Source organism: Catellatospora vulcania (assembly GCF_009720385.1).
Classification (GTDB): Bacteria; Actinomycetota; Actinomycetes; order Mycobacteriales; family Micromonosporaceae; genus Catellatospora; species Catellatospora vulcania.
The window spans coordinates 49,162-71,952 of record NZ_ML769305.1 but is presented as its reverse complement, the minus strand read 5'-3'; the positions used below and the strand labels follow the sequence as shown (position 1 = coordinate 71,952).

Here is a 22,791-nt window from a genome sequence, read left to right as displayed (position 1 = left end):
CCGAGCAGTCCATCCGGAGCTCCGCCAATGCCGTATCCGCGGCACCGGGCGGGGCTCCGGTCTTTTTCGTGTGGAGGGACAAGTCATGACGTGGACCCGTGGGGTGCGGCTGGGTGTCGACGTGGGCACGGTGCGGATCGGGGTGGCGGTGTGCGATCCGGACGGGATCTTGGCAACGCCCCTGGTCACGGTGGCACGCCAGGCGAAACCGGATGATTCTGACATTTCGGCTGATATGGTGGAGATCGCGCGCCTGGTGGCCGACCATGGCACGGTGGAGGTGGTGGTGGGCCTGCCCATCAACCTCGCCGGGGTCGAGGGGCCGGCCGCCAAGCACGTGAGGGCATACGCCGACGCCCTGGCCGGTCTCATCGCGCCGGTGCCGGTGGTGCTCGCTGACGAGAGGATGTCCACCGTCACGGCCACCCGGCGGCTCGCCGACCGCGGTGTCCGGGGCAAGAAGCAGCGTGCCGTCGTCGACCAGGCGGCCGCGGTGGAGATCCTGCAGGGTTGGCTCGACGCGCAGCGAAGGCGAGCAGGATGATCGACGAACTGGACCGTGCTTTCGACGACGACCACGACGAAGATCCCCGGCAGCAACTGCCGCCGGGCGAGGCGAGTCGTCAGCGCAGGCGGTTCGGTTGGATCCGGTCGGTGCTGGCCATGGCCCTGGCCCTGGCGCTGCTCGGCGGGCTGGGCCTGGGCGCGTTCCTGGCCTATCAGAAGATCAGCGGGGCACTGGGCACGTCCGACTGGGCCACCTCCGCCGACGGCGTCGAGGTGCAGGTCGAAATCAAGAGCGGCGACACTCAGGCAGACATCGCCCGCACGCTGAAGGCGGCCGGTGTGATCGCCAGCGAGAAGGCCTTCGTCGAGGCGGGCGAGCGCAACCCGGACGCCCTGCGCATCCAGCCGGGCTTCTACAAGATGCGCACCCACATGAGCGCCGCCGACGCCGTGCTGCGCCTGCTGGACCTGAAGAACCGCATCGTGAACGGGATCACCATCCCGGAGGGGCTCAGCTCGTTCCGGGTGTTCAAGCTGCTGGCGTCCAAGACGGGCATCCCTGAGGACGACTTCAAGGATGCCGCGAAGGACCCCATCGCGCTGGGCGTGCCGGACTGGTGGTTCAACCGCACCGACGACAAGAAGGTCCCGCGGTCGATCGAGGGCTTCCTGTTCCCGGACACCTACGAGTTCGCGCCCAACGCCACCGCGGAGAGCATGCTGCGGGTCATGGTCAACCGGTTCCTCACCGTCACCGGCAGTATGAACTTCGCCGACACCGTGCCGGCCGAGCTCGGCGGGATCGCGCCGTACGAGGCGCTGATCGTGGCCTCGCTCGCCCAGGCCGAGGCGGGCAACGCCGACGATTTCGGCAAGGTGGCCCGGGTCGCCTACAACCGGGTCTACAAGCGGATCCCCGACTTGACCTGTGCCTGCTTCCAGTTCGACGTGACCGTGAACTACTCGCGGGAGCTGGCCGGCAAGGACCCCAAACCGTCCAGCGGGCTCACCCACGACGAGCTGACCGACCCGAAGAACCCGTACGGCCGCAATGCGGAGGGGATGATCCCCACCCCGATCAACAACCCGGGCAAGGCCGCGCTGGAGGGCGCCATGTCTCCGCCGAAGGGCGATTGGTACTACTTCGTGGCGACCGACAAGGCGGGCCACTCGGCGTTCTCGGAGACGTTCGAGGAGTTCTGCCAGGACAATGAGACGGCCGTGAAAAACAAGGTGCTCACGCAGAGTTCTTGTTGAGCCGCCTGTCTTGTCCGCATGCGCCCGTTAGATCCTGGGCGGCGGCCGAAAACCCGCCGTCCGTCCGGGGGTGTGCAAAACCCTTCACGTGTAACGTAGCCGCCGATGGCGACCCGTACGCGAGAGGGCACCGATGACTGACGAGCTTTTCCTGTCGTTCGAGGAGCACCCCGAACGCGGCCAACAGCGCCGTCGGCACGGTATGGACAACAACCGTGGCCGGAACAACAAGAAGAAGAAGAAAAAGAAGAAGCGCGGCCGCGGCCGCTCCTTCCTCGCGCTCTTCCTCACCCTGTTCCTGCTGGGCGGCCTGGCCGGCGGTGCGTACCTGGGCTACGACAAGATCAAGAGTTTCCTGGTCACCCCCGACTACACCAGTGCGGCCAGCTCCGCCGAGGTCGAGGTCGAGATCAAGCAGGGCTCCCGCGGCGTGGACATGGCCAAGGCGCTCAAGGCCAAGGACGTGATCAAGAGCGAGCAGGCGTTCATCGAGGCGTGGGAGAAGAACTCCGACGCCGAGAAGATCCAGCCCGGCTTGTACAAGCTGCGGGTGCAGATCAGCGCCGCCGACGCGATCACGATGCTGCTGGACACCAAGAACCGCCTGGTCAACGGCCTTCTCATTGCCGAGGGCCTCACGACTTTCAAGATCTACAAGCTGCTGTCGGAGAAGCTGAAGATCCCCGAGGCCGAGTTCAAGGCCGCGGCGAAGGACCCGATCGGGCTGGGCGTGCCGGAGTGGTGGTTCAAGCGGGAGGACGGCAAGAAGGAGAGCCGCTCGATCGAGGGCTTCCTGTTCCCGGACACCTACGAGTTCCCGAAGAACGTGACCGCCAAGTCGGCCCTGTCGATGATGGTCGAGCGGTTCATGAAGGTGACCGGGGACATGGGCTACGCCGACGCGGCCGCGAAGCTGAACATCTCGCCCTACCAGGCGCTGATCGTGGCGTCGCTGGCGCAGGCTGAGGCGGGCAACGCCGACGACCTCGGCAAGGTCGCCCGGGTGTCCTACAACCGGGTCTTCAGCGACAAGGCGGTCGCCGAGATCGGCACCTGCCACTGCCTGCAGTTCGACGTGACGGTCAACTACTCGCGGGAGATGGCCGGGAAGAAGGCCGTGCACTCCAGCGAGCTGACCCAGGCCGAGCTGACCGACTCGAAGAACCCGTACAACCGCAACGCCAAGGGTCTGCCGCCCACCCCGATCAACAACCCGGGCCAGAAGGCGCTGGAGGGTGCGGCCAACCCGCCCAAGGGCGACTGGATCTACTTCGTGGCCATCGACAAGCAAGGCCACTCGGCCTTCTCCTCGACCCACACCCAGTTCTGCAAGGACAACACCAAGGCCGTGCAGAACGGTGCGCTGGAGCGGAGCTCCTGCTGATGCTCGCTGCGGTCCTCGGCAAGCCGGTCAGCCACTCGCTGTCGCCCGTCCTGCACAACGCGGGATACGCGGCGGCGGGACTGACCGGCTGGTCGTACACCGCGATCGAGTGCGCCGAGGCCGACCTGCCCGCCTTCGTGGCGGGCCTGGGGGCCGACTGGGCGGGGCTGTCGCTGACCATGCCGCTCAAGGAGGTGGGGCTGACCGTCGCGACGGCGGTCAGCCCGGTAGCCGCCGCGGTCGGGGCCGCGAACACCCTGGTCCACCAGCCGGACGGCAGCTGGCGGGCGGACAACACCGACGTGCCCGGGATGGTCGCGGCGTTCGGCGAGGCCGGCATCAGCACGGCGTCGCGGGTGGCCGTGCTCGGCGCGGGCGGCACCGCCCGCGCCGCGGTGGCGGCGGCGGCACAGCTGGGGGCCGAATCCGTCATCGTGTACGCCCGCCGTCCCGAGGCGATCGACGAGCTGCGCCCGGTGGCCGACGCGCTCGGCGTGCCGCTGACCGGGGCGGGCTGGCCCGACGCCGAGCAGTGCGCCGCCGCGGACGTGGTGATCTCGACCGTGCCCAAGGGCGTCGCTGATCACCTCCAGGTGCCGTGGCGGGCCAAGACGGTGCTGTTCGACGCGCTCTACGATCCGTGGCCCACCCCGCTGGCCGCCTCGGCGCAGCGGGCCGGATGCCCCGTCGTGTCCGGATTGGATCTCCTGCTGAATCAGGCTCTCGGCCAGTTCGAGCAGTTCACAGGGGTTGCCGCACCGGTCGAGGCGATGCGCGGGGCACTGCGGGACGCTCGTCGCGGTTAGCCTGACCGGGTCGGTGCGACCCTGGGGAGGCAGACCGGTGACGGAAGAGTTCTTTCTCGCGTTCGGCGACGAGCCCGAGCCGCACCGGCCGCGCCGCCCGGCGGACGGGCGGGGCCGGCGCAACCGCCGCAGGCGTCGTCGCAACCGCACGGTGGTGGCCGTGATGCTGACCGTCTTCCTGCTCGGCGGTGCCGGAGCCGCGGTGTATCTCGGCTACGACAAGGTCAAAGGCTGGCTGGGCACGCCCGACTACACCTCCGCGCAGGACTCGGCCGAGGTGATGCTGCAGATCCCGGAGAACGCGACCGGCGTGCAGATGGCCAAGGTCCTCAAGGCCAACGACGTGATCGCCAGTGAGCAGGCGTTCCTCGACGCTTGGGAGGACAACCCGAAGGCCGCGACGATCCAGCCGGGGCACTACCGGCTGCGGGTGCGGCTGAGCGCGGCCGACGCCATCGTGATGCTGCTCGATCCGGCTCGGCGTGTCGTCAAGGGTGTGCTCGTCGCCGAAGGGCTGACCTCGTTCGAGATCTACCGGCTGCTGGCCGAGAAGTTGGGCATTCCGGAAGCGGAGTTCAAGGCCGCGGGCAGGGACCCGGTGAAGCTGGGCGTTCCCGAGTCGTGGTTCGACCGCGACGGCCGGAAGGTCACCAGGTCGATCGAGGGCTTCCTGTTCCCGGACACCTACGAGTTCCCGCCGGACGTCACCGCGCAGGGCGCGCTGAAGCTGATGGTGCGCCGGTTCCTGGACGTGGCCGCCGAGCTGAAGTTCGCCGACTCGGTGCGCGGCGGGCTGAAGGTCGCCCCGTACGAGATGCTGATCATCGCCTCGCTCGCCCAGGCGGAGTCGGGCACCACGGCGGACCTGCCGAAGGTGGCCCGGGTCGCCTACAACCGGATCTTCGAGCCCAGGTCGGGTGTCTGCACCTGCCTGGAGTTCGACGTGACGGTCAACTACTGGCGGTTGTCGAAGGGTCTGCCGCGCAAGGACTCCAAGGACATGACCAGCGCCGAGCAGAACGACAAGAAGAACCCGTACAACCACAACGTGCTGTTCCTGCCCACGCCGATCAACAATCCGGGGCGGGCGGCGCTGGCGGGCGCGGCGAAGCCGACGAAGGCCGACTGGTACTTCTTCGTCGCCGTCGACAAGCAGCGCAACTCGGCGTTCTCGTCGACGTACGCGCAATTCTGCGAGGACAACGACATCGCCGTGCGCAACAAGGTGCTGGCCCGCAACTCCTGCGACTGAGTGGCATCGGTGCGGTGACATCGCGGTGAATTCGCCCGGATGTCACCGCACCGTCGATCACCGGCTGCCCGCGACGGCTGGACTCCTCCTGACGTAACCGTGCATGGAGGAGTAGACGATGGACCGACGTGACCTTTTCATCGCCGGGGCGCTCAGCGCCGCGGTGGCCACCCCCGCCCTGATCGGCGTGCCTGCGTGGGCGTCCGGTGACGGCCATGACAATGGACCGGTGCGTGATCATGACCACGGCCGGCCGCTGGTGGTCGGGCACCGGGGCGCCAGCGGCTACCGGCCCGAGCACACCCTCGCCTCCTACGAGCTGGCCGCCCGGATGGGTGCCGACTTCATCGAGCCCGACCTGGTCAGCACCTCCGACGGCGTGCTGGTCGCCCGGCACGAGAACGAGATCTCGGGCACCACCGACGTCGCAGCCCGGCCGGAGTTCGCGGGCCGCCGGGTCGCCAAGACGATCGACGGCGTGACCGTGACCGGCTGGTTCACCGAGGACTTCACCCTGGCCGAGCTGAAGACGCTGCGGGCCGTGGAGCGGCTGCCCGCGGTGCGCCAGCGCAGCACGATCTACAACGGCCTGTTCGAGATCCCCACCCTCACCGAGGTGCTGCAGCTGCGCGAGCGGCTGTCCAAGGAGCTGCGCCGCGAGATCGGCGTCTACCCGGAGACCAAGCACCCGACGTACTTCCAGAACATCGGCCTGCCGCTGGAGCGACCGCTGGTGGCGACGCTGCGCCGGTTCGGCCTGGACCGCCGGGACGCGCCGGTGTTCGTGCAGTCCTTCGAGGCGGCGAACCTGCGCGAGCTGCGCTCGGCGCACCGGGTCAAGGCGCCGCTGGTGTTCCTGGCCGGGGCGGGCAACCCGTTCAACGACCCGCGCTCGTACGCCGAGTACCTGAGCCCGGCGGGCCTGTCCGGCCTGGCCGAGGTGATCGACGGGATCGGGCCGGAGAAGGGCCTGGTCATCCCGCGGGCGGCCGACGGCTCGCTGGCCGAGCCGACTTCGCTGATCGCCGACGCGCACCGCGCGGGCCTCAAGGTGCACCCGTACACCTTCCGCGCGGAGAACCAGTTCCTGCCGGTGAACCTGCGCAACGGGGCGGTGCTCACCGAGTACGGCCGGATCCTCGACGAGCTGGCGGCGTACCTGGCCGCGGGTGTGGACGGCTTCTTCACCGACAACCCGGACCTGGGCGTGCTGGCCCGCGCGCTGCACCGGTCCTGATCCGGTGCGCACGGCCACCGGACCGCGAAGCGCCACGGTGGCCGTGCGCATTCTAGCGTTATCAGCGTGTTTGCTCCTTAATATCCGATTTTCCTGGTTACTCTGGCGCGGTTGTCCGTAGTCGAGCAGCCGGGAGTCGGGAATGAGCGCGCGCAAGGTCGCCATGGTCGGTGAGGTGGCGCTCGCCATCGTGGTGATCGCGGTCGCGGGGCTGCTGTCGTTCGTGAGCCCGGCGAGCCCGGCCGCGATGACGTCGATCCCGCCGCTCGCCCCGGAGATCAGCGAGCCGTCCTCGGACGGGCAGCTGCTCAACGGCGCGGACGTGCACATGGAGGCGCAGCCCTTCGCCGACGCCGACGTGCACGACGAGCACGCGTGCAGCGACTGGGAGATCTGGTCGGCCGCCCCCGACCCGGTGGAACAGGTGTGGACCGCGCAGTGCGTGCACGGCGCCTCCCGCCTGCACACCCACCTGGGCAACGGCAGGTTCACCGGCTCGCTGGCGGGTAAGGCGGAGCTGCCGCCCGGCCGCACCTTCGAGGTGCGCGCCCGCTTCCGCTCGTCCTCGGCGGACCCGGACACCCAGTGGAGCCCGTACTCGATCCGCTCCTTCACGACGGACGTGCAGCTGGAGCCGCTGCCCGGCGCACCGCAGTGGCGGGCGTTGCAGGACGGCTACGTGGTGGAGGAGGTCGCGTCCGGGTTCGCGCTGCCGGTCGGCATCGCCATGGCGGCCGCCCACCCCACCGCCCCGGACGCCCCGCGCTTCTACGTCAACGAGCTGTACGGCCAGATCAAGGTGGTGCGCGGCGACTTCAGCGTCGCGACGTACGCCAAGAACCTGCTGAACTTCGACCCGACGGACAAGTTCCCCGGCGACGGCGAGCTGGGCCTGGGCGGCATCACCGTCGAGCCGCAGTCCGGCGACCTGTTCGCGTCGATGGTCTACAAGGCGGGCAGCAAGCTCTACCCGAAGGTGGTCCGGCTGACCAGCGCGGCCGACGGCATGAGCGCCACCTCGGTGAAGACCATCCTGGACATGAAGGGCGAGGACATGGTGGCCTCGCACCAGATCTCCAACCTCACCATCGGCCCGGACGGCAAGCTGTACGTGCACGTCGCCGACGCGTTCGAGCCCAAGACGGCCAAGGACAAGAACTCGTTCAGGGGCAAGGTGCTGCGGGTCAACCTGGACGGCAGCGCACCCGAGGACAACCCGTTCTACGACAAGAAGGACGGGATCAAGGCCAAGGACTACATCTTCGCCCTGGGCTTCCGCAACCCGTTCGGCGGCGCCTGGCGGGCCGCCGACGGGCAGCACTACTCGGTGGAGAACGGCCCCTCCATGGACCGGTTCGCCCGCGTCACCCGGGGCACCGACTTCGGCTGGTACGTCGGCGACAGCGCGATGAAGAACAAGGCGCTCTACAACTGGACCGTCGCGCACGCCCCGGTCGGCATCACCTTCGTGCAGGAGGAGGGCGGCCAGGGCGCGGGCTTCCCGAAGGAGGTGTACGGCAACGCCTACATCTCCGAGAGCGGCCCCACCTACGCCTCCGGCCCGCAGGTGCGCGGCAAGCGCATCGTGATGTTCGCCTTCGACGACAAGGGCAAGGCCACCGGGCCCAAGACCCTGATCGAGTACAACGGCAACGGCAAGTCCACCGTCGCCGGCCTGGCCGCGGGCTCCGACGGGCTGTACTTCAGCGCGCTCTACCCCGACGACGTCAAGGACGGCCCGTACGCCGCCAAGTCGAAGATCTACCGGGTGCGTTACGCCGAGCAGGCCGGGGCCGCGCCCAAGACCACCGGCGTGGACAAGAAGCTGTGCACCGACGACGAGCTGAAGGTCACCGCCGCGCCCGCGAAGAAGACCGTGGACCGCAAGAGCCCGCTCAACATCACCCTCAAGGTGCAGAACACGTCCAAGCGTTCCTGCACCCGCGACGTCGGCGCCGATCTGCAGGAGCTGCAGCTGCTGCGCGACGGCGAGAAGGTCTGGTCGTCCGACGACTGCGGCCCGCTGCACGGCAACCAGGTGGTCCGCTTCGGGCCGGGCCAGTCGCGCACCTACACCGTGACCTGGAACGGCAAGACCAGCAGCACCTGCGTGAAGAAGGGCCGCCGGGTGCCGGCCGGGCCGTCGCCGGCGGTGGGGGCCTACGAGATCGTGGCCCGGGTCGGCAGCGACCGCAGCGAGCCCGTCACGATCAAGCTGAAATGACCGTGTCCGCCTGGTGGAACAGCCGCTGCGCAGCTCACGTGAGCTGCGTCCCGTCTGGTGACACCGGCGGGGCGTGCCGGGCGTCCGGCCGGTGCGCCGTGACAGACTGGTGATCGTGTTGCGTTGGCTGACCGCAGGGGAATCGCACGGGCAGGCGCTGGTCGCCGTGCTCGACGGAGTGCCCGCCGGAATCGAGATCACCAGTGACGAGATCGGCCGCGAGCTGGCCCGCCGCCGGCTCGGCTACGGCCGCGGCGCGCGTATGGCCTTCGAGCAGGATGTGGTCACCATCCTCGGCGGGGTGCGCCACGGCCGCACCCTGGGCAGCCCGGTCGCGATCCAGGTCGGCAACTCCGAGTGGCCCAAGTGGCAGACCGTCATGTCCGCCGACCCGGTCGACCCGGACCTGCTGGCCGCGCAGGCCCGCAACGCCCCGCTGACCCGCCCCCGGCCCGGCCACGCCGACCTGGCCGGCATGCAGAAGTACGGCCACGACGACGCCCGGCCGATCCTGGAGCGCGCCAGCGCCCGGGAGACCGCGGCCCGCGTCGCCGTCGGCACCGTGGCCAAGGCCCTGATCAAGCAGGCGCTGGGCATGGACGTGCTGTCCCACGTCGTCGAGCTCGGCTCCGTGGTCGCCAAGTCCGGCCTGGTGCCGGTGCCCGGCGACACCGAGCGCATCGACGCCGACCCGCTGCGCTGCCTGGACCCGCAGGCCAGCGAGCGCATGGTCGCCGAGGTCGACGCGGCCAAGCGCGACGCGGACACCCTCGGCGGCATCGTCGAGGTGCTGGTCTACGGCGTCCCGCCGGGCCTGGGCACGCACACCCAGTGGGACCGCAAGCTCGACGCCCGCATCGCCACCGCCCTCATGTCCATCCAGGCCATCAAGGGTGTGGAGATCGGCGACGCGTTCACCCAGGCCCGCTCGCGCGGCTCGGTGGCGCACGACGAGATCGTGCCGACGCCCGACGGCGTGAAGCGGATCACCGACCGGGCCGGCGGCCTGGAGGGCGGCATGACCTCCGGTGAGCCGCTGCGGGTGCGCGCCGCGATGAAGCCGATCTCGTCGCTCAACCGCGCCCTGTCCACCGTGGACGTGGTCACCGGCGAGGTCGCCACCGCCATCAACCAGCGCTCCGACGTGTGCGCGGTGCCCGCCGCGGCGGTCGTCGCCGAGGCGATGATGGCGCTGGTGCTGGCCGAGGCGGCGACGGAGAAGTTCGGCGGCGACTCGGTCGTCGAGATCCGCCGCAACCTCGCCGGCTACCTGGACAACCTGCTGATCCGCTGAGACCGGCGCGGGCGATGAGCACAGGGGAGAAGATCGTGAGCAAGCCGTTGTGCGTCCTGGTCGGCGCGCCGGGGGCGGGCAAGTCCACCGTCGGGCAGCTGCTGGCGCAGGCGTTTGGCGTGTCGTTCCGCGACACCGACGCCGATGTGGAGGCCACCGCCGGCAAGCCCATCTCGGAGATCTTCATCGACGAGGGCGAGCAGACCTTCCGGGCGATGGAGACGGCCGCGGTCGCGGCGGCGCTGGCCGAGCACGACGGCGTGCTGGCGCTGGGCGGCGGGGCTGTGCTCGCCGAGGACAACCGGGCCCTGCTGGCCGGGCACACCGTGGTCCACCTGAGCGTGGACCTGTCCGACGCGGTGTCGCGGGTCGGGCTGGGCCAGGGGCGGCCGCTGCTGAACCTCAACCCGCGGGCCACCCTGCGTTTCCTGCTCGACCAGCGGCGGCCGCTGTACCAGCAGGTCGCCGTGCACACCGTGGTCACCGACGGGCGCACCCCGGAGGAGATCACCGCCGAGCTCGTCGAGCTGCTGAAGGGCTGACATGTCGGAGCTGACCCGGATCGCCGTGGGCGGCGACCAGCCGTACGACGTGCTGGTCGGCCCCGGCGTATTGGCCGAGCTGCCCGGCCTGGTCAAGGGCGCGGACCGGGCCGCGGTGCTGTACGCGCCGCCGGTGCGGGCGTACGCCGAGCAGGCCGCAGCCCACCTGGTCGACGCCGGGATCCAGCCCGTGATGATCGAGGTGCCCGACGCCGAGGCGGGCAAGACCATCGGCGTCGCCGAGCACTGCTGGGACGAGCTGGGCAAGGCCTCGTTCACCCGCAACGACGTCGTGGTCGGCGTCGGCGGCGGCGCGGTCACCGACCTGGCCGGCTTCGTCGCGGCCAGCTGGCTGCGCGGCGTGCGCTGGGTGCCCGTGTCCACCAGCATCAACGGCATGGTCGACGCGGCCGTCGGCGGCAAGACCGGGGTGAACACCGCCGCGGGCAAGAACCTGGTCGGCGCGTTCTACCCGCCGGCCGGGGTGCTCTGCGCCACCGAGGCGCTGGCCACCCTGCCGACCGCGCAGCTGCTGGCCGGGATGGCCGAGGTGGTCAAGGGCGGCTTCATCGCCGACCCGGTGATCCTCGACCTGATCGAGCACGACCCGAAGGCGGCCGTCGACCCGGCCGGGCCGGTGCTGCGCGAGCTGATCGAACGCAAGATCGCGGTGAAGGCGCGGGTGGTCGGCGAGGACCTGCGCGAGTCCGGGCTGCGCGAGATCCTCAACTACGGCCACACGCTCGGTCACGCCATCGAGCGGCGGGAGCACTACCGCTGGTCGCACGGGCACGCCGTCAGCGTCGGCCTGGTGTACGCCGCCCGCCTGGGCGTGCTCACCGGCCGCCTCGACGAGGCCGCCGCGGCCCGCCACGCCGCCATCCTGCGCTCGCTGGACCTGCCCGTGTCCTATCCCGCCGACGCCTGGGACGAGCTGCGCGCCACCATGTCGGTCGACAAGAAGGCCCGCGGCAAGGCGCTGCGTTTCGTGCTGCTCAACGGCATCGCCCAGCCGGTCACCGTGCCCGTCGACGACGAGTCCCTGCTGGCCGAGGCATACCGGGCCATCGCCTCCTGAAGGAGACCGCCATGAAGGTGTACGTGCTCAACGGGGTCAACCTGGGCCGGCTCGGCACCCGCCAGGTCGACGTGTACGGCGTCACCACGTACGCGTCCCTGGTGGAGCTGTGCGAGAAGACCGGCGCCCTGCTCGGCCTGGACGTCGAGTGCCGGCAGACCGACCACGAGGGCGAGCTGGTCGGCTGGCTCCACCAGGCCGCCGACGAACAGGCCGCGGTGGTCCTCAACCCCGGCGCCTGGAGCCACTACTCCTACGCCGTCCGTGACGCCTGCGCCATGCTCAACGCCCCCCTCATCGAGGTCCACATCTCCAACATCCACACCCGCGAGGAATTCCGCCACCACTCCGTCGTCTCCGCCGTCGCCACCGGCGTCATCGCCGGCCTGGGCGTAGACGGCTACCGCCTGGCCCTGGAACACCTCTTCCACCGCCTCACCGACTGACCCGCCCGGTCAGTGCCGGCCCCACCCTCGGGGTGACGATCTTGCGTGGGCTGTGGGTACGACACGGGTGAAACGGCCATAAGGGCAACGGTTCGCGCAAGATCGTCGTGATCTTGATGGTCAGCGCTGGCCGGTGGCTTCGGTGAGGAGCTGGTAGACCTGGGCGCGGCCGGTCACGCGGACCGGGTGGCCGCCCTCGCGGGGGCGGTCGACGGTGGCGGGCATGCCGAGGCGGGCGGCCGCGGCCACCAGTGCCTGTGCGGCGGCGGGGGAGCCGGCGCGCACGGTGAGCTGGCCGGCGTGGGCGTCGACGCCGCCGGTGAGCATCGCCATCCGCCACAGGCCCAGCGCCGCCTGGCGCGAATCCGGCGCCGCCGGCGAGGCGGCCAGCAGTTGGGTACGGCTGCGCCAGGCGCCGGTGAGCGCCCGGGTGATCCGGTTGTACGCCCCCGCCGCCACCTCGACCCGCAACCCGTCCCGCTCGGTGCGGACGACGTTCGCCCAGGTCAGCGTCGACAGCAGGCTGGCCAGCCGGGCGGCCGCGGCGGGGGAGGAGGTCTGCGCGATCGCGGTCGCGGCCGCGGGCCGGTGCCAGCCGGACGGCCGCAGCTCCTGCCAGCCGAAAGCCGCTTCCAGCAGCGGGAACGCCCCCAGTGGGGCCTGTGACAGGGCGCGGTCCAGCGGGGCCATCTCGGCCCGGGACGCGTCGGCGGACAGGGTGGGCGTGCCCGGCCCGCCCGTGCCGTGGGCGGTCTCGGCGGCGAGCAGGGGGAGGTCCGTGAGCAGGGTCGCTGACATGGGACGGTCTCCTCTCAGGCAGGTCAGGTGCGGGGGATCTCGCGGTCGGCGACGACGGTGCCGTCGGCGACCCGGTAGGCCCACACGACGATCGCGGAGTCCACGAGCTCACCCTGCGGGGTGAACTGCAGCCGGCCCGTGACGCCGTCGTGGGCGTACGTGTCGACGAAGGCCTCCATGTCGTGGCGGGTGGTGCGGTCGGCCTCGAAGCCGGCCAGGAAGATCGATGCGGCGTCGTACCCCTCGGCGCTGTAGGTCCCGGCGTCCTTGCCGAACCCGGCGCGATAGTGCGCGGGAAAGTCCCGGGACGCCCGTTCCGGCGGCAGGCAGGCGCAGGTGATGACGGCGCCCTCGGCGGCGCGCACCCCCGCGGCGCGGACGAAGCCGGGGTCCTTGACCCCGTCGCCGCCCACGAAGGTGGCGGTCAGCCCTCCGTTGCGCATCGCCTTGAGCAGGGCCCCGCCGCTGGAGTAGTAGCCGCCGTAGAAGACGACGTCGGCCCCGGCGGAGCGGATCTGGCTGACCACCGAGGAGAAGTCGACCTGGCGGGGCGGCACCGCGGCCCGCTGCACCACCTTGCCGGACAGCGTCGCGGCCACCTCGTCGGCCAGGCCGCGGCCGTACGCCCCGGTGTCGTCGATGACGAACGCCTTGCGGGCGCGCAGCACCGTGTCGATGTAGCGGGCGGCCGCCGGACCCTGCGCCGCGTCGTTGCCGAGCAGCCGATGGAACGTCGACCAGCCGCGCTGGCTGAGGTTGGTGCGGGTCGCCGAGGGGCTGACGATCGTGACGAGGCCCTGGTCGAACAGCGGCAGCGCGGCCGCGGACTCCCCGGAGAAGGCCGGCCCGACCACTCCCATGATCTTCGGGTCGGCCACGATCTGCTGTGCCAGCGCGGTGGCCTGCTTCGGGTCGCTCTGCGAGTCGAAGTCCTGCAGCGTGACGGGACAGTCGGGGTGCCGGCCGTTGTACTGCTCGACCGCCAGCGCGGCACCGGAGCGGATGTTGGTGCCCAGATCCGCCGAGGCCCCGCTGAGCGGGCCGATGACGGCGATCTTCAGGCCGCACGGCCGGGCCGGCGGGGCCGCTGTGCCCGCTGCCGCGTCGCAGCCGGACACCGGCGCGACGAGCGCGAGCAGCGCCAGCGCCATGGTGACCCGTGCGAACGGCCCTCGCAACAGCCGACCTCCTCGACGTAGGGTGCGCCTATCCTGCCCGGATGAGCGTGAGGATTGCATGAGTAACCCGGTGGAAACGGCGTGGCCGGCTGCCCGACAGCGGGTCGCGGCCGTGTTTGTGCTGGTCGCGACCCTACTGGGTGGCTGCAGCAGCGGCCAGGCGGCCGTCCAGCCCGCCCTGCCCCCCGCCCCGGGCCGCCCCTCCGACCTGCAGGCCGCCCTGTTCGGCATCAGCTCGGACACCCTCGGCTGGATAGTGATCGACGCCCAGGGCTACGTCCTCTACCGCAGCGAACTCGACGGCAACCGCCCGCCCCGCTCGGCCTGCACCGCCTCCTGCGCGCAGCAGTGGCTGCCGGTCCCCGCCGCCGACCCGATCCGCGTCGAAGGCATCGACCGCCAGCTCATCGGCACCCTCACCCGCCCCGACGGCACCCGGCAACTGACCCTCGCCGGCTGGCCCCTCTACGGCTACACCGGCGACCGCATGCCCGGCGACGCCAACGGCCACGGCCAGGACGGCCACTGGTACGCCGTAACCCCCATCGGCACCCGCGCCGGCCCCACCCCCGCCTAGCCAAGATCGCGACGATCTTGCGTGCCCGGTGGGTACGACACGCGCGAACCGAACAAAAGGGCAACCGTTCGCGCAAGATCGTCGTGATCTTGAGGGTGGCGGCGGGGGTCAGGGGGTGGGGAGGGTGAGGGTGGCTTCGGTGCCGCCGCCTTCGGCGGGGCGCAGGGTGAGGGAGCCGTCGTGGAGGTCGGCCACCCAGCGGGCGATGGCCAGGCCCAGGCCGGTGCCGTTGGGGGAGCCGGGGCGGAAGCGCTCGCCGGTGCCGTCGGGCAGGTCCGCGCCGGGGCCGGGGCCGGCGTCGCGGATGACGACCGTGCCCGGTTCGACGGTCAGCGTGATGGTGGCGGGGGCGTCGCCGTCGCGGCCGTGCTGCACCGCGTTGTGGATCAGGTTGCGCAGGGCGATGCGGACCAGGGTGGGGTCGCCGAGGGCGACCGCGGGCCGGGTGTACGCCGTCGCGGTGTGCGGCGGCTGCACCGTGTCGGCCAGCACCTCCTCGGCGAGCTGGTCGAGCCGGAACCGCTGGCGCTCCAGGTGGCGCAGCCCGGCGACCAGGCGCGCCCGGGTGAGCAGCGCGGCGACCGCGTCGGTGAGCCGGTCGGTGGCCGCGATGACCCGGCGCAGCGCGTCCGGTTGCCGGGCGGGTGAGTCCAGCGCCGCCTCCGACACCGCCCGGATCACCGTCAGCGGGGTGCGCAGCTCGTGCGCCGCGTCGGCCACGAACCGCTCCTGCTGGGTGAGCGCGTCGGCGATGGGCTGGGTGCCGCGGCGGGCCAGCAGGTAACCCCCGACGCAGGTCATCACCGTGAACGCGGTGCCGCCGACGACCAGCGCGAGCGCCAGCCGCCGGTGCGCGGCCTGTCCCGGACCCGGGTCGGCGACCGCCACGACGGTGCCTGCGATCGCCCCCGTCTCGGCATGCCGGAACGGCACCGCCAGCAGGTGCACGACCTCCTGCCGCTCGTCACGGACCGCCTCGCTCAGCTCGCCGCCCACGGCGCGCACCTGCCGTGCCGGCCCGAGCAGCGTGGGCGGGGCGATGACGGCCAGCCGGGCCGGGTGCGCGAAGACCAGGGTGACATCGGTCCGGTCGGCCTCGTACACGTAGACCGCGGTGGACCCCTGCGCGATCGCGTTGTCGTAGAGCTTGTCCAGCAGCAGCGCACCGGAGTCGTAGTACAGCAGCGCCACCGCCGTGCCCGCGGTGCGGTGCAGATCGGCCGTGACCGCCTCCGCCCGCTGCCGCTCATCCACGACCAGCGCCACCGCCCCCATCCCCGCCAGCCCGATGATGTTGAGCGCCAGCAGCAGCGCCGTCAACCGCATCCGCAACCCCGCCAGCCGCTCGGCAGTCTGCAACTGCCGCGTCTCCCGCCTCACCCCACACCCCCGCCCCGCCCCGCCCCGCCACCCAAGATCGCGACGATCTTGCGCGAACTGTTGCCCTTCTGCCCGGTATGAGTGTGTCGCACCCACCGGCCGCGCAAGATCGTCGGGGGCATCAGCGGCCGGCCAGGTCGACGCGGTAGCCGGTGCCGCGGATGGTCGTGATGATGGGTGGGTCGCCTAGTTTGCGGCGGAGTTGGCCTACGACGACGTCCACGACGTTCGAGGTGGGGTCGGCCTGCTCGTCCCAGCAGTGTTCGAAGAGGTCGGCGCGGGTGACCACGGCGGGGCGGCGGACCAGGAGCATCTCCAGGACGGAGAACTCCTTGGGGGTGAGGGTGAGCAGGACGCCGTCGCGGCGGACTTCGCGGCGGGCGGTGTCGACCTCGACGTCGCCGGCGCGCATCACCGGGGGGAGCATGGTGCCGCGGCGGCGGCAGAGGGCGCGTACGCGGAGCACCAGTTCGGCTGCGACGAAGGGTTTGACGACGTAGTCGTCGGCGCCGGCCTCGAAGCCGGCTACGCGGTCGGTGACGTCGTCGAGGGCGGTTAGCATGAGGGCTGGCACGCCGAGGCCGGCCTCGCGGCGGCGGCGCAGCTGGCCGGCGGAGTCGCCCTCGGGCAGGATGCGGTCCAGCACCAGGCAGTCGTAGTCGTTGACGCTCATGCTCACGTCGGCCTGGCTCCAGTCGGCCGCCTGGTCGACGGCGAACCCGACCGAGCGCAGGGCGGTCACGACCACCCCACGCACCTCAGGGTCATCCTCTACCACCAGTACCCGCACGGCGGCGAGGCTAGCAACCGCGGTGCTCGCCCGGCTAGCGCGGCCGCTCGGGACGCCTCGCCGCGACCGTCGCGGACCGGCGGCCGCGACGGGTGATCGTCACAGGGTGTCCCCGGCCACCCGCGCGCCCGGCCTGAGATCACGGGCCGGTAAAGTAGTCAGGTCTGTTCTTTGTCAAGTATCTGATCATGTACGGGAGCCTGGCTGTGGCTAGCACGAACGACCTCAAGAACGGCATGGTGCTCAACCTCGACAAGGAGCTCTGGGCCGTCGTCGAGTTCCAGCACGTGAAGCCCGGCAAGGGTCCGGCCTTCGTGCGCACGACCCTCAAGCACGTGCTCACGGGCAAGGTCGTCGACAAGACGTTCAACGCGGGCACCAAGGTCGAGACCGCGAACGTCGACAAGCGCACCATGCAGTACCTGTACGCCGACGGCGACGACTTCGTCTTCATGGACCTGGACACCTACGACCAGATCCACGTCAGCGGCGTGACCGTCGGCGACAACGTGAACTACCTGCTGCCCGAGGCCGAGGTGGTCGTCGCCACCCACGAGGGTGTGCCGCTGTACGTCGAGCTGCCGACCAGCGTGATGGTCAAGATCACCTACACCGAGCCGGGCCTGCAGGGCGACCGCTCCACCGGCGGCACCAAGCCGGCCACCATCGAGACCGGCGCGACCGTGCAGGTGCCGCTGTTCATCACCAACGGCGAGAAGATCAAGGTCGACACCCGCGACGGCCGTTACCTGGGCCGGTCCTGATGGGCCTGTCGCCCGTCCGGGGGACTGCTCGTGGCTGAGGCGCCGAAGTCGCAGTCGTCCGCGCGCCGCAAGGCACGCAAGCGGGCGCTCGACGTGCTCTACGAGGCGGATCTGCGCGACCTGCCGGTGCGCACCGTGCTGGCGGCATACCTGGAGCGCATGGAGGCGCCGCGCCCGGAGCACCTGCCGTACGCGGTGTCGCTGGCCGAGGGCGTCAACGAGCACCTGGACAACATCGACGAGACGATCGCCACCTTCGCCGAGGGCTGGACGATCGACCGGATGCCGGTGGTCGACCGCAACCTCGCCCGCATCGCGGTGTACGAGCTGCTCTACGTGCCCGAGATCGACGACCCGGTGGCCATCACCGAGGCCGTCGAACTGGCCAAGGAGCTCTCCACCGACGATTCGCCGCGCTTCCTCAACGGCCTGCTCGGCCGTATCGCGGACTACGCGCCGCGCCACTGAGCACATCCGACGCGAAAGCGGCCTTTCACCCTTGCCGGGGTGAAAGGCCGCTTTCGTCGGTGCGGGAGAGTGTCAGCTCGCGAAGAACGCGCGCGGGTCGGCGACGAGCACGCCGTGGTCGGCCAGCCGCTCGATCAGTTCGGTGGGGGTGCAGTCGTAGAACACGGCCAGCGCCTGCAGGTCCACGGCACGGATGGAGAGCACCCGGCCGTTGTAGTCGCCGCGCTGCTGCTGGATGGCGCGCGCGTAGCGGGCGACCGAGGCAAGATCTTCCTTGGCGCCGTCGTAGAGGCGCTCCAGGTCCAGGACGATCTTGCTAGTTGCCTCCTGGCGCGGGGCCGGGCCGTCGGGCAGGAGCTCGCCGACGGGCACGCGGTAGAAGTCGGCCAGCTCGGCCAGCCGGGACACCGTGACAGCACGGTCGCCGCGCTCGTACGAGCCGACGACGACAGCCTTCCAACGCCCGTTCGACTTCTCCTCCACGCCCTGCAGGGACAGGCCCTGCTGCTGGCGGATGGAGCGCAGTCGCGCACCGAGGGACTTGGCGTAATCAGACGGCATTCCGACACTCCCAGCTATATGCCGGGGCGGGTTCCCCGACGATCGCTACGCAGCGTGACGGTACGGCGCGGAAGACACGTGGTCAAGTGCTCGTTGACCACAAGTTGAGACAACCTCATCCGACCAGCTTGATCAACTGAACTGATCCGCCAGTGTCAACGGTATGACCTGCGGATTGACTCACCCCCGCGCGTATAGGCCGCCGTCACACTGCTAAGTTTACTGATCAGATGGTCGTCGGCTCACCCCGCCGACCATGGACATTGACATCCTTTAACGACCCGTCCAGTGAGGCGGGGAAGGAGGTCTGCCTTGGCGCGCCCAATGACAGACGAGTCGAACCACCAGCAGCCGGCCGGGCCGGCTCCCACGAAGATCGTGATCTCCGCCGCGGACGTCTCCCGCGTGCTGGACCGCATCGCGCACCAGATCCTCGAGAAGACCTCCGGGGCCGCGGACGTGGTGCTGATGGGCATCGCCACCCGCGGGGTCCCGATCGCCCGCCGGCTGGCCGAGCGCATCCACGCCTTCGAAGGCGTGCAGGTGCCCGTCGGCATCCTCGACATCACGCTCTACCGCGACGACCTGCGCAGCAGCTCCGTACGCGCGGTCGGGCGCACCGAGGAGCCCGTGGGCGGCATCGACGGCCGCAAGGTCATCCTCGTCGACGACGTGCTCTTCTCCGGCCGCACCATCCGGGCCGCCCTCGACGCCCTGTCCGACCTCGGCCGCCCCGCGGCCGTGCAGCTGGCCGTGCTCGTCGACCGGGGCCACCGGCAGCTGCCGATCCGCGCCGACTATGTCGGCAAGAACATCCCCACCGCCCTGTCCGAGCAGGTCAAAGTGAAACTGGTGGAGATCGACGGGAACGACGAGGTGGTCCTCGCCACCGGTTCGAAGGGCGGAACCCGATGAAGCACCTGCTGTCGACGGCCGACCTGGACGCGGCCACCGCGACAGAGATCCTGGACATCGCCACCGAGATGGCCAGCGTCTCCGGCCGCGAGATCAAGAAGCTGCCCACCCTGCGCGGCCGCACCGTGGTGAACCTCTTCTACGAGGACTCCACCCGCACCCGGATCTCGTTCGAGGCGGCCGCCAAGCGGCTGAGCGCCGACGTGATCAACTTCTCGGCCAAGGGCTCCAGCGTGGAGAAGGGCGAGAGCCTCAAGGACACCGCCTGGACGCTGCAGGCCATGGGCGCCGACGCGGTCGTCATCCGGCACCCCGCCTCCGGCGCGCCGCACCGCCTGGCCAACTGGGTCACCGGCAGCGTGCTCAACGCCGGTGACGGCACCCACGAGCACCCGACGCAGGCGCTGCTGGACGCGTACACGATGCGCTCGCGGATGGGCCGGCTCGACGGCCTGCACGTGGCCATCGTCGGCGACGTGCTGCACAGCCGGGTGGCCCGCTCCAACGTGCTGCTGCTCAACACCCTCGGCGCGAAGGTGACCCTGGTCGGGCCGCCGACCCTGGTGCCCACCGACCTCAACGCCTCGGTCCAGGTCGCCTACGACCTCGACGCGGTGCTGCCGCAGGCCGACGTGGTGATGATGCTGCGGGTGCAGAGGGAGCGGATGACCGACTCCTACTTCCCCTCGGCCCGGGAGTACTCCCGCCGCTACGGCCTCGACGGCGCACGGCTGCGCCGGATGCCCGCGCACGCGATCGTCATGCACCCCGGCCCGATGAACCGCGGCATGGAGATCACGCCCGAGGTGGCCGACTCGCCCCGCTCCACCATCGTCGAGCAGGTCACCAACGGCGTCTCCGTGCGGATGGCCTGCCTCTACCTCCTCCTCGGAGGAGCCCGATGACCGTCCGGAGGACGCCTGTGACCATCCTGATCCGCAACGCCCGCGTGCTGGGCGGCGAGCCCACCGACCTGCTGCTGCGTGACGGTGTCATCGCCGAGATCGGCCCGGGCCTGGCCGCCGACGGAGCCGAGGTCGTCGACGGCACCGGCCTGGTGGCCCTGCCCGGCCTGGTGGACCTGCACACCCACCTGCGCGAGCCGGGCCGCGAGGACGCCGAGACGGTGTACACCGGCTCCCGTGCCGCGGCGCTGGGCGGCTACACCGCCGTCTGCGCGATGGCCAACACCTCGCCGGTCGCCGACACGGCCGGCGTGGTCGAGCAGGTGTACCGGCTGGGTCAGGAGGCCGGACTGGTCGACGTGCAGCCGATCGGCGCGGTCACCGTCGGGCTGGCCGGCGAGCGCCTGGCCGAGCTGGGCGCGATGGCCGACTCGGCGGCGCGGGTGCGGGTCTTCTCCGACGACGGCTTCTGCGTGGCCGACCCGCGGCTGATGCGCCGGGCGCTGGAGTACGTCAAGGCGTTCGACGGCGTCATCGCCCAGCACGCCGAGGAGCCCCGGCTCACCCAGGGCGCGCAGATGCACGAGGGCGACGTCTCGGCCCGGCTCGGGCTGACCGGCTGGCCCGCGGTCGCCGAGGAGTCGATCATCGCGCGGGACGTGCTGCTGGCCGGGCACGTCGGCGCGCGCCTGCACGTCTGCCACGTGTCCACCGCGGGCAGCGTCGACATCATCCGGATGGCCAAGGCCCGCGGCGTACGCGTCACCGCCGAGGTCACCCCGCACCACCTGCTGCTCACGCACGACAAGGCGGAGTCCTACGATCCCGTCTACAAGGTGAACCCGCCGCTGCGCACCGACGCCGACGTCGAGGCGCTGCGGGAGGGCCTGCGCGACGGCACGATCGACATCGTGGCCACCGACCACGCCCCGCACGCCGCGGAGGACAAGGAGTGCGAGTGGGCGTACGCCCGCCCCGGCATGCTCGGCCTGGAGACCGCGCTGCCCATCGTCCTCGACGTGCTCGGTGAGGACTGGCCGCTCATCGCCGAGCGCATGTCCTACGCCCCCGCCCGCATCGCGGGCCTGGACGGGCACGGCAACGCGCTGACCGCGGGCGCGCCCGCGAACCTGACCCTGGTCGACCCCACGGTGCGGTGGAGCGTCGACCCGACCGGGCTGGCCAGTCTCAGCCACAACACGCCGTACGCCGGGATGACCGTGCCCGGCCGGATCGTCGCCACCTTCCTGCGGGGCGTGCCGACGGTGCTCGACGGAAAGGTTCAGAAGTGACCGAAGCAATCTTGGTCCTGGAGGACGGCCGCACCTTCCGGGGTGAGGCCTACGGGGCGGTCGGCGAGACCTTCGGCGAGGCGGTCTTCACCACCGGCATGACCGGCTACCAGGAGACCCTCACCGACCCGTCGTACCACCGCCAGGTCGTGGTGCAGACCGCGCCGCACATCGGCAACACCGGCGTCAACGACGAGGACGACGAGTCCGACCGCATCTGGGTCGCGGGCTACGTGGTGCGGGACCCGGCGCGGGTGCCGTCGAACTGGCGCTCGACCGAGGACCTCGGCACCCGGCTGGAGCGCTCCGGCGTGGTCGGCATCAGCGGCGTCGACACCCGCGCGCTGACCCGCCACCTGCGCGAGCGCGGCGCGATGCGGGTTGGTGTGTCCAGCGTGGAGACCGACCCGCAGGCGCTGCTGGCCCGGGTGCTGGAGCAGCCGGAGATGACCGGGGCGGACCTGTCCCTGCAGGTCTCCACGCCGGAGATGTACACCGTCGACGCCGTAGGCGAGCACCGCTTCACCGTCGCGGCACTGGACCTGGGCATCAAGCGCAACGTGCCGCGGCGGCTGGCCGCCCGCGGGGTGACCACGCACGTGCTGCCCGCGAACTCGACCCTCGGCGACCTGCTGTCGGTGGGCGCGGACGCGGTGTTCTTCTCGCCCGGCCCCGGCGACCCGGCCACCGCCGACCACGCGGTGACGCTGGCGCAGGAGGTCATGAAGCGGAGCCTGCCGCTGTTCGGCATCTGCTTCGGCAGCCAGATCCTGGGCCGCGCGCTCGGCTTCGGCACGTACAAGCTGGGTTACGGCCACCGCGGCATCAACCAGCCGGTGATGGACCGCGCCACCGGCAAGGTCGAGGTCACCTCGCACAACCACGGCTTCGCCGTCGACGCGCCGCTCGACGGCGTGGCCGACACGGAGTTCGGCCGGGTCGAGGTGTCGCACGTGTGCCTCAACGACAACGTGGTGGAGGGCCTGCGCGCGCTGGACGTGCCCGCCTTCACCGTGCAGTACCACCCGGAGGCGGCAGCGGGGCCGCACGACGCCGACTACCTGTTCGACCGCTTCGTCGAACTGGTCGAACGACCCGGCCAGGTCCGCGCGCGACTCATCAACGGAGGCAAGTGA

At 71.0% G+C, this 22,791-nt stretch carries 23 protein-coding genes; 18 read left to right on the top strand and 5 right to left on the bottom strand.

Translation table 11 applies throughout. The features are described from left to right. Positions 1-85: 85 nt before the first annotated feature. From ruvX to aroQ, 11 genes are all read left to right on the top strand, one after another. Positions 86-544: a Holliday junction resolvase RuvX gene (gene ruvX / locus F6W97_RS12255; RefSeq protein WP_155370393.1), complete on the top strand. Its 459-nt coding sequence runs from the start codon at positions 86-88 to the stop codon at positions 542-544. Continuing rightward, positions 541-1,764 (top strand): endolytic transglycosylase MltG, encoded by a 1,224-nt coding sequence (gene mltG, locus F6W97_RS12250; protein ID WP_155370392.1) that lies wholly within the window; start codon positions 541-543, stop codon positions 1,762-1,764. Before ruvX ends, mltG (F6W97_RS12250) begins: the two co-directional genes overlap by 4 nt. 133 nt (positions 1,765-1,897) lie before the next feature. Then, complete coding sequence (gene mltG / locus F6W97_RS12245; protein ID WP_155370391.1) at positions 1,898-3,148, top strand: endolytic transglycosylase MltG; 1,251 nt, start codon at positions 1,898-1,900, stop codon at positions 3,146-3,148. Next, positions 3,148-3,954 carry a shikimate dehydrogenase gene (locus F6W97_RS12240; protein ID WP_155370390.1) on the top strand — a complete coding sequence of 269 codons (807 nt, stop codon included), beginning with the start codon at positions 3,148-3,150 and terminating at the stop codon, positions 3,952-3,954. Before mltG (F6W97_RS12245) ends, F6W97_RS12240 begins: the two co-directional genes overlap by 1 nt. A 37-nt stretch (positions 3,955-3,991) precedes the next feature. Then, positions 3,992-5,206, top strand: a complete 1,215-nt coding sequence (gene mltG, locus F6W97_RS12235; protein ID WP_155370389.1) for an endolytic transglycosylase MltG — start codon at positions 3,992-3,994, stop codon at positions 5,204-5,206. Positions 5,207-5,324: 118 nt separating this feature from the next. Then, positions 5,325-6,443: a glycerophosphodiester phosphodiesterase gene (locus F6W97_RS12230; protein ID WP_155370388.1), complete on the top strand. Its 1,119-nt coding sequence runs from the start codon at positions 5,325-5,327 to the stop codon at positions 6,441-6,443. A gap of 142 nt (positions 6,444-6,585) precedes the next feature. Next, a complete protein-coding gene (locus tag F6W97_RS12225) occupies positions 6,586-8,667 on the top strand; it encodes a PQQ-dependent sugar dehydrogenase (RefSeq protein ID WP_155370387.1) in 2,082 nt (693 codons plus the stop codon). Positions 8,668-8,782: 115 nt separating this feature from the next. Beyond that, a complete protein-coding gene (aroC, locus tag F6W97_RS12220; protein ID WP_155370386.1) occupies positions 8,783-9,961 on the top strand; it encodes a chorismate synthase in 1,179 nt (392 codons plus the stop codon). A 35-nt stretch (positions 9,962-9,996) separates the two neighbouring features. Then, positions 9,997-10,503 carry a shikimate kinase gene (locus tag F6W97_RS12215; protein ID WP_407924568.1) on the top strand — a complete coding sequence of 169 codons (507 nt, stop codon included), beginning with the start codon at positions 9,997-9,999 and terminating at the stop codon, positions 10,501-10,503. Between the two features lies 1 nt (position 10,504). Next, the gene (gene aroB, locus F6W97_RS12210; protein WP_155370384.1) at positions 10,505-11,581 is read left to right on the top strand and encodes a 3-dehydroquinate synthase; all 1,077 of its coding nucleotides are present in this window, start codon (positions 10,505-10,507) and stop codon (positions 11,579-11,581) included. Positions 11,582-11,592: 11 nt separating this feature from the next. Further along, positions 11,593-12,027 carry a type II 3-dehydroquinate dehydratase gene (gene aroQ / locus F6W97_RS12205; RefSeq protein ID WP_155370383.1) on the top strand — a complete coding sequence of 145 codons (435 nt, stop codon included), beginning with the start codon at positions 11,593-11,595 and terminating at the stop codon, positions 12,025-12,027. A gap of 120 nt (positions 12,028-12,147) precedes the next feature. Here aroQ and F6W97_RS12200 read toward each other — a convergent pair whose 3' ends face one another. Both F6W97_RS12200 and F6W97_RS12195 read right to left on the bottom strand, forming a co-directional pair. Beyond that, positions 12,148-12,825, bottom strand: a complete 678-nt coding sequence (locus F6W97_RS12200; protein ID WP_155370382.1) for a hypothetical protein — start codon at positions 12,823-12,825, stop codon at positions 12,148-12,150. A 23-nt stretch (positions 12,826-12,848) separates the two neighbouring features. Next, positions 12,849-14,003 carry a branched-chain amino acid ABC transporter substrate-binding protein gene (locus tag F6W97_RS12195; protein WP_196279103.1) on the bottom strand — a complete coding sequence of 385 codons (1,155 nt, stop codon included), beginning with the start codon at positions 14,001-14,003 and terminating at the stop codon, positions 12,849-12,851. A gap of 112 nt (positions 14,004-14,115) precedes the next feature. Here F6W97_RS12195 and F6W97_RS40075 point away from each other — a divergent pair, with 112 nt between their 5' ends. Continuing rightward, positions 14,116-14,580, top strand: coding sequence for a hypothetical protein (locus F6W97_RS40075; protein ID WP_196279102.1), 465 nt, complete (start codon positions 14,116-14,118; stop codon positions 14,578-14,580). A gap of 108 nt (positions 14,581-14,688) precedes the next feature. On the opposite strand, the gene F6W97_RS12185 is transcribed toward F6W97_RS40075, so the two are convergent. Together F6W97_RS12185 and F6W97_RS12180 are read right to left on the bottom strand one after the other, a co-directional pair. Then, the gene (locus F6W97_RS12185) at positions 14,689-15,960 is read right to left on the bottom strand and encodes a sensor histidine kinase (RefSeq protein WP_155370380.1); all 1,272 of its coding nucleotides are present in this window, start codon (positions 15,958-15,960) and stop codon (positions 14,689-14,691) included. 121 nt (positions 15,961-16,081) lie between these two features. Further along, positions 16,082-16,738, bottom strand: coding sequence for a response regulator transcription factor (locus F6W97_RS12180; protein WP_269059687.1), 657 nt, complete (start codon positions 16,736-16,738; stop codon positions 16,082-16,084). A gap of 218 nt (positions 16,739-16,956) precedes the next feature. On the opposite strand from F6W97_RS12180, the gene efp reads away from it, so the two are divergent. Beyond that, on the top strand, positions 16,957-17,514 hold the full coding sequence (gene efp / locus F6W97_RS12175; protein ID WP_120320098.1) for an elongation factor P: 558 nt from the start codon (positions 16,957-16,959) through the stop codon (positions 17,512-17,514). Between the two features lie 30 nt (positions 17,515-17,544). Next, positions 17,545-17,982, top strand: coding sequence for a transcription antitermination factor NusB (nusB, locus tag F6W97_RS12170; RefSeq protein ID WP_155370378.1), 438 nt, complete (start codon positions 17,545-17,547; stop codon positions 17,980-17,982). A gap of 72 nt (positions 17,983-18,054) precedes the next feature. Here the strand turns inward: nusB and bldD are convergent, their stop codons facing one another. After that, the gene (gene bldD, locus F6W97_RS12165; protein WP_120320100.1) at positions 18,055-18,543 is read right to left on the bottom strand and encodes a transcriptional regulator BldD; all 489 of its coding nucleotides are present in this window, start codon (positions 18,541-18,543) and stop codon (positions 18,055-18,057) included. Positions 18,544-18,867: 324 nt separating this feature from the next. Here bldD and pyrR point away from each other — a divergent pair, with 324 nt between their 5' ends. From pyrR to carA, 4 genes are read left to right on the top strand one after another with little or no spacing between them, the layout of a single operon-like run. Beyond that, complete coding sequence (gene pyrR / locus F6W97_RS12160) at positions 18,868-19,458, top strand: bifunctional pyr operon transcriptional regulator/uracil phosphoribosyltransferase PyrR (protein ID WP_155370377.1); 591 nt, start codon at positions 18,868-18,870, stop codon at positions 19,456-19,458. Next, positions 19,455-20,363 (top strand): aspartate carbamoyltransferase catalytic subunit, encoded by a 909-nt coding sequence (locus F6W97_RS12155; protein WP_155370376.1) that lies wholly within the window; start codon positions 19,455-19,457, stop codon positions 20,361-20,363. The genes pyrR and F6W97_RS12155 overlap by 4 nt, the downstream gene beginning before the upstream one ends. 17 nt (positions 20,364-20,380) lie before the next feature. Further along, the gene (locus F6W97_RS12150; protein ID WP_230686616.1) at positions 20,381-21,655 is read left to right on the top strand and encodes a dihydroorotase; all 1,275 of its coding nucleotides are present in this window, start codon (positions 20,381-20,383) and stop codon (positions 21,653-21,655) included. After that, positions 21,652-22,791, top strand: a complete 1,140-nt coding sequence (gene carA, locus F6W97_RS12145) for a glutamine-hydrolyzing carbamoyl-phosphate synthase small subunit (protein WP_155370374.1) — start codon at positions 21,652-21,654, stop codon at positions 22,789-22,791. The genes F6W97_RS12150 and carA overlap by 4 nt, the downstream gene beginning before the upstream one ends.